General features: G+C 37.1%; 10 protein-coding genes. 7 read left to right on the forward strand and 3 right to left on the reverse strand.

Annotation, left to right across the window (positions count from 1 at the left end):
* Positions 1 to 28 precede the first annotated feature (28 nt).
* The 6 genes from K6D58_RS09980 to K6D58_RS10005 all read left to right on the forward strand — a co-directional run bounded on the left by K6D58_RS09980 (position 29) and on the right by K6D58_RS10005 (position 4,462).
* On the forward strand, positions 29 to 1,312 hold the full coding sequence (locus K6D58_RS09980) for an O-acetylhomoserine aminocarboxypropyltransferase/cysteine synthase family protein (protein ID WP_296830271.1): 1,284 nt from the start codon (positions 29 to 31) through the stop codon (positions 1,310 to 1,312).
* A 15-nt stretch (positions 1,313 to 1,327) separates the two neighbouring features.
* A complete protein-coding gene (gene cysK / locus K6D58_RS09985; RefSeq protein WP_296830254.1) occupies positions 1,328 to 2,242 on the forward strand; it encodes a cysteine synthase A in 915 nt (304 codons plus the stop codon).
* Positions 2,243 to 2,415: 173 nt separating this feature from the next.
* Positions 2,416 to 2,838, forward strand: coding sequence for a hypothetical protein (locus K6D58_RS09990; protein ID WP_296830256.1), 423 nt, complete (start codon positions 2,416 to 2,418; stop codon positions 2,836 to 2,838).
* A 118-nt stretch (positions 2,839 to 2,956) separates the two neighbouring features.
* Positions 2,957 to 3,472: a TlpA family protein disulfide reductase gene (locus K6D58_RS09995; protein ID WP_296830257.1), complete on the forward strand. Its 516-nt coding sequence runs from the start codon at positions 2,957 to 2,959 to the stop codon at positions 3,470 to 3,472.
* Complete coding sequence (locus K6D58_RS10000; RefSeq protein ID WP_296830259.1) at positions 3,469 to 3,621, forward strand: CD1871A family CXXC motif-containing protein; 153 nt, start codon at positions 3,469 to 3,471, stop codon at positions 3,619 to 3,621. Before K6D58_RS09995 ends, K6D58_RS10000 begins: the two co-directional genes overlap by 4 nt.
* A 1-nt stretch (position 3,622) precedes the next feature.
* Positions 3,623 to 4,462: a 4Fe-4S binding protein gene (locus tag K6D58_RS10005; RefSeq protein ID WP_296830261.1), complete on the forward strand. Its 840-nt coding sequence runs from the start codon at positions 3,623 to 3,625 to the stop codon at positions 4,460 to 4,462.
* A gap of 28 nt (positions 4,463 to 4,490) precedes the next feature.
* Here the strand turns inward: K6D58_RS10005 and K6D58_RS10010 are convergent, their stop codons facing one another.
* Genes K6D58_RS10010 through K6D58_RS10020 form a run of 3 tightly spaced genes read right to left on the reverse strand, consistent with a single transcriptional unit; the run spans position 4,491 to position 8,835 of the window.
* Entirely contained in the window at positions 4,491 to 6,251 is a 1,761-nt protein-coding gene (locus tag K6D58_RS10010; protein ID WP_296830263.1) for an ABC transporter ATP-binding protein, read from the reverse strand.
* On the reverse strand, positions 6,244 to 8,031 hold the full coding sequence (locus K6D58_RS10015) for an ABC transporter ATP-binding protein (RefSeq protein WP_296830265.1): 1,788 nt from the start codon (positions 8,029 to 8,031) through the stop codon (positions 6,244 to 6,246). Before K6D58_RS10015 ends, K6D58_RS10010 begins: the two co-directional genes overlap by 8 nt.
* A 9-nt stretch (positions 8,032 to 8,040) precedes the next feature.
* Positions 8,041 to 8,835, reverse strand: coding sequence for a class I SAM-dependent methyltransferase (locus K6D58_RS10020; protein WP_296830267.1), 795 nt, complete (start codon positions 8,833 to 8,835; stop codon positions 8,041 to 8,043).
* A 223-nt stretch (positions 8,836 to 9,058) separates the two neighbouring features.
* Between K6D58_RS10020 and K6D58_RS10025 the strand changes: the two genes are divergently transcribed.
* Positions 9,059 to 10,894, forward strand: a complete 1,836-nt coding sequence (locus K6D58_RS10025) for an autotransporter outer membrane beta-barrel domain-containing protein (RefSeq protein ID WP_296830270.1) — start codon at positions 9,059 to 9,061, stop codon at positions 10,892 to 10,894.
* Positions 10,895 to 10,951 lie beyond the last annotated feature (57 nt).

Here is a 10,951-nt window from a genome sequence, read left to right on the forward strand (position 1 = left end):
TATTCAATTATTTACAGGAGATTACACTATGGCAGATTATAAGTTTGAAACATTACAGTTACATGTTGGACAGGAAGCAGCAGACCCGGCTACAGATTCAAGGGCAGTTCCTATTTATCAAACAACTTCTTATGTATTCCATAATTCAAAACATGCAGCAGACAGATTTGGTCTTGCAGATGCCGGAAACATTTACGGCCGTCTTACAAATTCAACTCAGGATGTTTTTGAAAAACGTATTGCAGCTCTGGAAGGGGGAAGTGCGGCTCTTGCAACAGCATCAGGGGCAGCAGCAATTACTTATGCAATAGAAGCCCTTGCTGCAAATGGTGGACATATAGTTGCTCAGAAAACAATTTACGGCGGAAGCTACAATCTTCTTGCTCACACTCTTCCTCAGTATGGAATCAGCGCAACTTTTGTTGACGCTCATAATCTTTCAGAAATTGAAAGTGCCATTAAAGAAAATACAAGGGCAATCTATCTTGAGACTCTTGGAAATCCAAACTCAGATATTCCTGATCTTGATGCAATTGCTGAACTTGCACACAAGCATGGTCTTCCTCTTGTTGTAGATAACACATTTGGAACTCCTTATCTGATCCGTCCTCTGGAACATGGTGCTGATATAGTTGTTCACTCTGCAACAAAATTTATCGGAGGTCATGGAACAACTTTAGGTGGTGTAATTGTTGAAGGTGGAAAATTCAACTGGAAGGCCAGCGGTAAATATAAGAATATCGCAGAAGCAAATCCAAGTTACCACGGAGTATCATTCTATGATGTAGCAGGACCTGCAGCTTTTGTAACTTACATTCGCGCAATCCTCCTCAGGGATACTGGTGCTACAATTTCTCCATTTAATGCCTTCCTTCTTCTTCAGGGAACAGAGACTTTGTCTTTACGTCTTGAACGCCATGTAGAAAATGCCCTTAAGGTTGTTGAATATTTAAGCAAGCATCCTCTTGTTCAAAAGGTTAACCATCCTTCACTTAAAGATCATCCGGATCATAAGCTTTATCAGAAATATTTTCCTAACGGTGGAGCTTCTATTTTTACTTTTGAAATTAAAGGGGGAAAAGAAGCTGCATGGAAATTCATAGACAATCTTAAAGTCTTTAGTCTTCTTGCAAATGTTGCAGACGTAAAGTCTCTTGTGATTCATCCTGCAAGTACAACTCACAGTCAGCTTACTGATGCAGAACTTGCAGACCAGGGAATTTCTCAGGGAACAATTCGTCTTTCAATTGGTACGGAGCATATTGATGATATTATTGCAGATCTTGAAAGAGGATTTGCTTCAATAAAATAATATAAGGAGAAAACAATGGCAGACATTAAAAACAGTTCGCTGGAATTAATTGGTAACACTCCCTTGCTCAGGCTTAAGGACAAAAAAAATATTTTTGCCAAGCTGGAATATTTTAATCCTGCAGGAAGTGTTAAAGACAGAGTTGCTCTTGCAATGATAGAAGATGCAGAAGAGAAGGGGATTTTAAAAGCTGGTGCTACGATAATCGAACCAACAAGCGGTAACACAGGTATTGGGCTTGCTGCAATTGCTGCGGCTAAAGGTTATCGTGCCATTCTTACCCTGCCGGAAACTATGAGTGTAGAAAGAAGAACATTGCTTAAGGCTTATGGAGCAGAGCTTGTTCTTACTGAAGGTACCAAAGGAATGAAGGGGGCTATTGCAAAGGCAGAAGAGCTTCGTGAAAGTATTCCTGGAAGCGTAATACTTGGTCAGTTTGTAAATCCTGCTAATCCTGCAGTTCATAAAAAAACAACAGGGCCAGAAATCTGGAAGCAGACAGATGGAAAGGTTGATGTTTTTATTGCCGGCGTTGGTACTGGAGGAACAATTACCGGAGTAGGGGAATATCTTAAAGAGAAAAATCCAGCTGTAAAAATCATTGCTGTAGAACCTGCTTCAAGTCCTGTACTTTCTAAAGGTGTAACCGGGCCTCATAAGATTCAGGGAATTGGTGCAGGATTTGTTCCTGATACCCTTAATACAAAAATCTACGATGAAATCATTGCAATTGAAAACGAAGATGCTTTTGAGGAGGGAAGAAAGTTTGCAAGAACAGAAGGTATCCTTGTTGGTATTTCCAGTGGTGCTGCATTAAAGGCTGCATATCTTGTATCCCAGCGTTCGGAATATAAAGATAAAAATATTGTTGTTCTTTTACCGGATTCAGGAGACAGATATTTAAGTACACCTTTATTCAGTGACAACTGATATTTTAATTACGCCAGATTATAAAAGTTAATAAAAACATATTTTCCTTTAACAGTATTTTAAAAGACAGTCTGATTCCATTAAACAGGAGTCAGGCTGTTTTTTTTATAGGATTTTTAAGTCAGCCATGGTAAAATATTTTTAGTGGTAAAGTTTTTAAACAGGAGGAGATTATGCTTTTGTTTCTTATTGGTTTTGTGGCTTTAATAGTTTTTCTTGCAGTTTTTTATTTTGGAAGTAACTCAAATCCTTCTTCTGGAGAGGATTATTCTTATAATCACCAACAGAACAGATATAATGACTTTAATCATTCAGATTTTAATCAGTCTGGCTTAAATAATGGTATGGCTGATATTGATGTTTCTCAGATAGATAACATGGGGACTAATCTTACTGCCTTTGAGAAAGAGCAGGCAAAACAGTTTTTAAAAAATAATCCTGGTATGACTCCAATTGATGTTATGTATCATCCGGAACTGTGGGGTGGTCCTTCTTCTACCGGGGATAATTTCAATGATCCTGCTTCTTTGATGGAAGGGGGAGTAAGTTCTTTTGATATGGGACTTAACAATAACGAAGAAAACTTTTTTAATTAAGGCTGAGTTTTTTGCAGGCAGGGGCTAAAATAATTTTCTGTTACGAACCTGTAAAAAATATGGTTTAATTAAATTAAATCTGATACAATCTATTTATCAATAAGATTCAGGAGTATATATGAAAAAATTTGCCGGCCTTTTACTTTCTTTGTTAATTGTAAGTGCTGCCAGTCTTAGTGCAGAAAAAATTAAATTTGATACAAAGGATTTTAATGGTAAGCAGGTTACAGAAAGTGTTTTTGCAGATAAAAAAGTTACCATGATTAATGTATGGGGAACTTTTTGCGGTCCCTGCATCAGGGAAATGCCTTACCTAGCTAAAATAAGTAAAGAATATAAAGACAAAAGTTTTCAGATTATAGGTATTCCAATTGATATTATTGGCAGAGGCGGAAAACTTTCTTCTAAAGAAAAAAAAGATGCTGACAGAATTCTCTCTGCAACTAAAGCAGATTATGTAAATCTTATTCCTACTATGGATATGTTCTCTTCTTTCCTTAATGGTATTCAGGCTGTTCCTGCAACAATTTTTGTAGACAATCAGGGTAATCAGCTTGGTCAAATTTATTTTGGTGCCAGAAGTCAGAAAGAATGGCAGAAAATAATTGATTCACTTTTAGAAGAAGCAAAATGAAAAAAGGCACTCTCATCAGGCATCTAATTTCTTTTCTCATGCTGGTAACTGGAGTGCTTTTAATTCTTGCCGGTATCTACAGGGAAGAAGCAGAAGTTGTTTTTAATAAGGCAACCCGCATCTGTCTTGAATGTATAGGTATCGGCTGATATGAAAATAAATATCTTCGGCAGAAGCAGGCTTATTATTCAGGCTTGTTTTGCTGCTCTTTCCAACGGTTACATAAAAGGATTTTCTCAGGGAAAAATCTATGAGGGGCAGGGCAAGTATTTATGTCTTCCCGGTATGAACTGTTATTCCTGCCCCGGGGCTTTAGGTTCCTGTCCAATTGGTTCACTGCAGGCTACCCTTAACAGCTGGGATTACAAAATGGCCATGTATGCTGTTGGTTTTATGGTAGTCTTTGGTACTATCCTGGGACGCTTTGTCTGTGGTTTTTTATGTCCCTTTGGTTTGATTCAGGATTTACTTTATAAAATACCTTTTGTAAAAAAGCTTCGCCTTCTTCCGGGAGAAAAGTTTTTACGCTGGATGCGTTTTATTTTTTTAGCTCTCTTTGTAATTATACTTCCAGTTTTTGTTGTTGATTTTATAGGACTGGGTCAACCCTGGTTTTGCAAATACGTTTGTCCTGTGGGAATGCTTGAAGGAGGTATTCCTCTTGTTCTTTTGAATAAGGGAATGAGGAGTGCTATTGGTTTTTTATTTAAATGGAAATTTGCAATCCTTATTTTTATTCTGCTTTTTTCTGTAATTATTTACAGACCTTTCTGCAGGTACATTTGTCCTTTAGGTGCAGTCTATGGAATCTTTAATAAGATTTCTATTTTCCGTTTTAAAGTTGATTCTTCTAAATGTACAAAATGCGGTCAGTGTCAGAAGGCTTGTAAACTTGATATCCCTCTTTATAAAAAGCCGGACAGTATGGACTGCATCCGTTGTGGTGACTGTAAAAAGGCCTGCCCTCAGGATGCAATCCATATTTTTTAATAGTAAGAAAAACTTTTTTGCTATTCAGTTAGATTTTCCAGCTGACAGCTTCTTTTCTGCTGTTAATGAATCTTGAATAAAGACCATTTTTCTTAAGCAGTTCTTCATGCTTTCCGGATTCTACAATCTTTCCTTTATCCAGAACAAAAATCTGGTCAGCATGACTTACTGTCTTTAATCTGTGGGCAATCATGATAACGGTTTTTTCTTTTGTAAGTTCTTCAATTGCCTTCATAAGGTCCCTTTCGTTTTCCGGATCAACATTGGCTGTGGCTTCATCAAGAATAATTATAGGTGCATTTTTCATAATGGCTCTTGCAATGGAGATTCTCTGCTTTTCTCCTCCGCTTAAACTTGCTCCGCCTTCTCCGATTACAGTTTCATAACCATCAGGTAAAGAAGAAATAAAATCATGACAGCAGGCTTTTTTAGCAGCAGCTATTACTTCTTCCATAGGGGTATCCGGTTTTCCAAAGCGGATGTTATTTGCGATTGTATCATGGAAGAGATATACATTCTGGAAAACAAAACTAAAGTTGGCCATAAGGTCATCCATGTTGTAATCCTTAACGTTAACTCCAGCAAGACTGACAGAACCTTTGTTTACATCCCAGAATCTTGCAAGAAGATGACAGAGGGTAGTCTTACCACTGCCGGATGGACCAACAAAAGCTGTAACTGATTTTTCCGGAATTTTAAATGAAACATTATCAATAATTTTTTTACTGCCGTAAGAAAAATCAACATCCTTAACTTCTATATCAAGGGATTTATTTTTTGCATTTTCTGGAATGTTTTTTCCGTCAATATCGATTGAAGGAATGTTAAGGATAGCTTCTGCTTTTTTAACGGATAAATCAATTATTCTTAAAAGGGCAGCGTAGTTTCCACCGGCTTCAAGGGCAAGGAAAAGCATAAAGGAACAGATAAGCATAATCATGCAGTTGGCAATTATCATCTGACCTTTAAGATAAAGCCATATAGAGGCCATCATTATTACCACACCACAAAGCTTTGCACAAAAACTTTGGATGGCAGAAAAAGGAATACAATGTAATTCAAGTTTTCCGTTAACAGACACACACTGGTCAATGATAGTGTTTAATTCCTTTCTTTTTTTACCGGAAAGGTTATAAGCCCTGACTTCTGTCATACCCTGAATATATTCAAGAATTTTTCCTACCTGATTTGTTTCTATTTTAATTTTTTCTGCAGAAACTTTCTTTACTGCAAATCTCATAAAATAATTTACTGCCTGAAAGATTAAAAATCCTCCAAGAGCAATAAGGGCAATCTTCCATTCAAAAAAGAAAATCATTGCTATGATTAAAAGGGAATCCAGAGTACCCTGCATGATAATCATTACAGCCCTGGTTGCAACATCTCCCAGCATTTCCATTGTATTTGTTGTAACGGAAGTAATGTCTCCAGGGTTGTTTTGATTAAAGTAACCCATAGGAAGATAACGCAGGTGTTCGGCTATTTCTATGCGCTTGGAAGCACAGGTATTATAACCCCCTTCGCACTGCAGCATGGACATAACTTTTTTTGTAATAACGGCTCCAAGAACACTTATTCCCATAACAGCAAAGGACTGCCATACAGCATCTACCGTAAATTTTTTTTGACCGCATACATCAAGGAGAAGGGCTTTTAGCATTACGGCAACAGCTCCAATTTTAAGGGCAATAAAAAATGAATTGAAGATACCGATAATAATGGATTTATAAAATTTATTTCTGTTTGTCTTATCACAGAATTGGAAAAAGCGATTTAATATTTTAAACATTTTCTACTCCTTCATCACTTTTATCTTTACCACTGATATGGGCCTGCCACATTTCTTTGTAGAGACCATTTTTCTTAAGAAGTTCTTCATGACTTCCCCAGGAATCAATATTGCCATTATTGATTACGTAAATATTATCTGCATCCCGGATTGTAGAAAGTCTGTGGGCAATAACAATCAGGGTTTTGTCTTTAACAAGCTGGGAAACACTTTTTTGAATCAGTGCTTCGTTTTCAGGATCTGTGTAGGCAGTAGCCTCGTCAAGAATAACAATTGGTGCATCTTTTAACATTGCCCTTGCTATGGCAATGCGCTGTCGTTCACCGCCGCTTAAATGAGTACCGCTGGAACCTGTTACTGTATCAAATCCATTTTCCAGAGACATGATAAAATCGTAGCAGCCGCTTTTTTTAGCAATCTCTTCTACTTCTTTATCACTGGCATCTGATTTACCCAGACGAATGTTATCCCTAATGGACATGTCAAATAAAAAGTTGTCCTGACTTACAAAAGCAATTCTCTTATTATATTCTTCAAGGGAAAGATTTTTTATGTTAACTCCTCCAATTTCAATTGAACCCGAATCTACATCCCAGAGAGAAGCAATTAATCTGGCAATAGTAGATTTACCGCTGCCGGAAGGACCAACAAAGGCTGTATAGGAATTTTGTTTAAGTTCCATATTTATTCCATGAAGAATTTCTTTACAAAGTTTTTCATCCTTTTCTCTTTTGTAACTGAATCTTACATCTGTAAGTTTAATTGAATTGTCAGCAGGTTCCTGTAAATCTTTTTCCGGCCTGTTAAGTTCTTCCATCTCAAAAATGTCACCAACTTCACCAAAGATTACTCCTGCCTTTGCTATGTCATCCATGTATGAATAAACAATAAGTAAAGGCTGGATAACACTTATGGAAAGAATAATCAGTTTAATAAAATCAACAGCTTCAAGACTGCCTTTCATATAAAGCCAGCCACCTATAGGAAGGACAGAAAGTAATGTTGACGGTGCCAGAACCTGGGCAATTGTAAAAGGCCAGATGCAGGCCCTCATCCAGTCAATAAAACAATCGGCTCCTTCTTTTGCTGCAGTAACAAATCTTTCGTAAGAGCTTTTAGATTTTCCAAAAGCTTTTATAACTTCGATACCGTTAATATATTCAACAGCTGTGTCGTTAAGGATTTTAGTTTTTTCAATTGTTCGGGAAAAATTAACTTCATAACCTATCATCATAAAAGAGCAGGCAACGATGGCAAAAGGCAAAACAGCTAAAGTTGCAAACCCCATTCTCCAGTCAAGATTAAACATATAAATAAACATAAGGACAGGAAGAAGAAGGTTAGAAGTAAATTCAGGAAGAATATGAGCAAGTGTAGTTTCCATGCTGTCGATTCTTTCTATAATTGTATTTTTTAAACTTCCTGAAGGCATATTCAGAACAGAGCCAAGAGGAACTTTTGTAAGTTTATCAAGAATGGCTTTACGAATATTACCAAGAACGTTAAAGGTTGTAAGATGGCTGACAGAAGTAGAAACTGCGTGAAAGAAAGATGCTCCTGCCTGAAAAGCTGCAGTCCATAAACATTCCTTCAGGTAAAGATTCCAGTCTCTGACTCCCCCTAAGAGCTGGCTGATGATTTTTGCAATAATAAGGTATGGTGCTATTGAACAGGCCACACTAAATACTGCAAGAATAATACTTAAAAAAAACGCAGGTTTTTTATTTCCGGAAAATTTATAAATCCAGAAAAGTAAAGATTTCTTTTTGTAATTTGTCATATAAATACCTCACCATTTAAAAGTTGCCCAGCGGTCATTCATTCCAGGGAGGAGGGCAGCAAAAAGTTTTCCCCTGATGGAATGTTTTTTCATTTCTTCGTTAAAGCTTCTTTCTTCTACAAGAGTTATACCTGGACAAAGCTGACATATTTCTTCTGCGCTTTTTGTTCCGCTTTTAAAATGGGCATTTGTATTTTTAACTGTGTCATGGTATTTTTCATTTTTTACCATAAGAGGGTTGTTTTGTTCCGCTATGAGGATTCCTTGAGGAAAATTTGATTTTAATATATTCAGTACCTTTGCAATTTCATCCATAGAAAGATACATAAAGACACCTTCTGCAATAAAAATTACAGGGGTATTTTTTCTTTCAATTTCATTTTTTACTTTCTTACACCAGGAGTCTTCCAGAATATTTCCTTCAATCATAAAAACTCTTTCTCTTTCCGGAAAAATCTTTTTTCTAAGCTGAATGCAGTCAGGCAGGTCTATGTCAAACCAGGAAATCTTTCCGTTATCCAGTCTGGCAAATCTGTTATCAAGGCCGGCTCCAAGATTTACAACAACAAGGTCGGGATTCTTTTTTATGTAGTCAGTCATCATTCTGTCCAGCATGACAGTTCGGGCAATAACTCCTTCATGGGACATAAATTTGTCGTAGGGGCGGGTATCAATCTTAAGGTGTCTGATAATTTCTACGGAATAATCATCCCGGATCCTTGGATTTTTTCTAAGGGTTTCATTTGCTTTGATTGCTACTGGAATCAGTGCTGTGGTTTGAACATCTCCTAAAGTAACTGTCATATATTCTCCTTGTTAAAGTTAGTAATAGCTAACTTATTTTTGAGTTTATATAACACTGTTATGAATGTCAATGGACTGCTTCCTTTTTTTTAGAATATTTTCTCAATAGTTAGGTTTTCCACAGCTTGTGTGTTAAAATAAAGGCAGGTCCTGTATTTAAATTTGGATCTTTAAAAAGGAGTAAAAAGTGAAAAAAGCCGGGATTTTCTTAACATGTATATTTTTGTCGACAGTATTTTTCCAGTCCTGTAGTAATTTTTTATCAAATTCAGATAAAAAGTCTGCAAGCGTACGCTATAGTCTGGATTCCAGGGCAAAAGCTAAGATAAATTCCGGAGTTTCTTCTTATATTCAAACGCTTTCCAGGAACAGCACAAGTGGTGACGATACCACAAGTGAAGATGATACTACTTCCGATTATTCAGTAACTCTTTTTCTTGAACTTTGCGGTGACTATGAAGACAGCGCTTCTATTTCTTTTGAAGAAGGTGAAGGTTCAGTTAGTTTTGAAGGAGTTCCTGTAGGCAGTCTTATTTATGCCAATGCTTATGTAAAAGTTTCTGCACAAGATACGGAATATGTTGCATATGAAGGTTCCAGTGATGCTTTTACAGTTACAAGCGGTATCAATCAGGTTTCACTAATCCTTAAAAAAACAGAAGAAGGCAGTGGAAGTGAAGAGGATATAGAAGTAGACGCAGTTTTTTATGTTTCTGCCAGCATAGGTAATGATCAGACTGGAGACGGAAGTGAATCTTATCCTTATGCTTCAATTTCAAAGGCAGTTGCTTCTTTTACAGATGATGAAGCTACATACATGATTTGTGTAGATGGTGCTCTTTCCTCTCCTCAGACAATTTCACCTGATTCAACTTCAGATGGAACAATTCATGCGGGAACTATAATTTTAGCCGGACTTTCTTCTTCTGCATCGGATTATATTGATGCTGGTCTTTCCAGTGAAACTGCGGAAGAAGATTATGCTTCAGCCCTTACTGTTTCAACTGAGATACCTCTTTATATAAAAAATTTTGGTATTAGTGGCGGCTATACAACTAATGGTGCCGGTCTTTATCTTGAGTCTGGCAGTTCTGTTATTTTAGCTTCTGGTGCTGTAATTCAGAATAATACTGCAACAGATTACGGTGGTGGAGTTTATGTAAGTCCGGGGGCAACTCTTGTTATTGAAGATGACAGCCAGATATGTGGTAATACTGCTTATGTTGGTGGCGGTATTTACATTACAGGAGATGATTCTGAGTCTTCATTATTTGCTTCAGTAACAATGAACGGCGGAATAATAAATTCAAATATTGAAACTTCTACTTATGATGAAGGGCCAAGGGGTGGAGGTGCAGTTTGTATTTATGGTTCCTGTGCTGCATTCTATCTATATGGCGGCCAGATTTATTCCAATACGGCTTCAGCTTATGGTGGAGCATTCAGCGTTCTTAACAGTGCAACTCTTTGTATGTATGAAGGAATGATTGGGGGAGAAGATAGTACCTATGCTAATAAATCCGAAGATGATAGCGGTGGTTACGGTGGAGCTGTTTATATAGCTGATAGTGGAATATTTAATATGGAAGGCGGTTCCATTATGTACAACACTTCTTCTGCAACTTCAAGTGCTGGTGGTGGTGGTGTCTGTGCTTTTAGCGGAACCTTTAAGATGACTGACGGTAAGATTTATGGCAATTCTTCGGCCTTTACAGGTGGAGGAGTCTATGTTGGTTCAACAGGAATTTTTTATTTAAATGGCGGTTCAATTGCAGAGAATACCTGTACAAAAACTTATGGCACTGGTGTTTATATAAAATATTATAATGAATCTTATGGTGCCTTCCATGTTCTGGATGGTAGTGTAGATGAAAGCAATAATGTTTATCTTCCTGATGGTGCGACAATAACTATAGAAGGGCAGCCTTCGGAAGATAATCTTGTTGCAGTTATTTACCCGGAAACTTATATACCAACAACTTCAACATCTATTTTTGAATTTACAGATGGTCTTGATAAAACAGCTGAAGATGTTTTTTATAAGTTTCCGGGTAAATAACTGCAACAAGATTATCTTCCGAAGGCTGCCCTTCTATAGTTATTGTCGCACCATCAG

Origin of the sequence: Treponema sp., assembly GCF_024696245.1 — a bacterium.
Classification (GTDB): domain Bacteria; phylum Spirochaetota; class Spirochaetia; order Treponematales; family Treponemataceae; genus Treponema_D.